The sequence below is a fragment of the Dellaglioa sp. CoH-57-MRSF-16 genome (assembly GCF_056782055.1).
The window spans coordinates 1-254 of the sequence record NZ_JBXAXZ010000203.1; the positions used below are offsets into that span (position 1 = coordinate 1).

Below are 254 nucleotides of genomic sequence, written 5' to 3' on the forward strand. Positions count from 1 at the left end.
CTCTTCCTCGTGATGATTGCCGCACCGAAATTCGCGTTTTTGGTAAATCGGGAACTTTGGCGTTGCGCTCATGGCCGCACCATACGCGAGGTAGCTGCCGCGACGATTGCGGCAATCACTTCTTCATCGTCACGCATTTCGGTCATCACGTGTTCCGTCATCTTGCTTGTGATTTCGGACGCGGCGGCCGAATCATTCTGCAAAAGGCTGATCACATAGTCACGGATCAGCCGTTCTGTTGCGCTGTAGTACAT

The 254-nt window shown here is 53.1% G+C and carries 1 protein-coding gene; it reads right to left on the reverse strand.

The features are described 5' to 3' along the window. Window positions 1-68: 68 nt before the first annotated feature. Window positions 69-254, reverse strand: a 186-nt coding sequence (locus AC1RPH_RS08430; RefSeq protein WP_289875967.1) for a hypothetical protein, incomplete at its 5' end; no start/stop codon positions are given.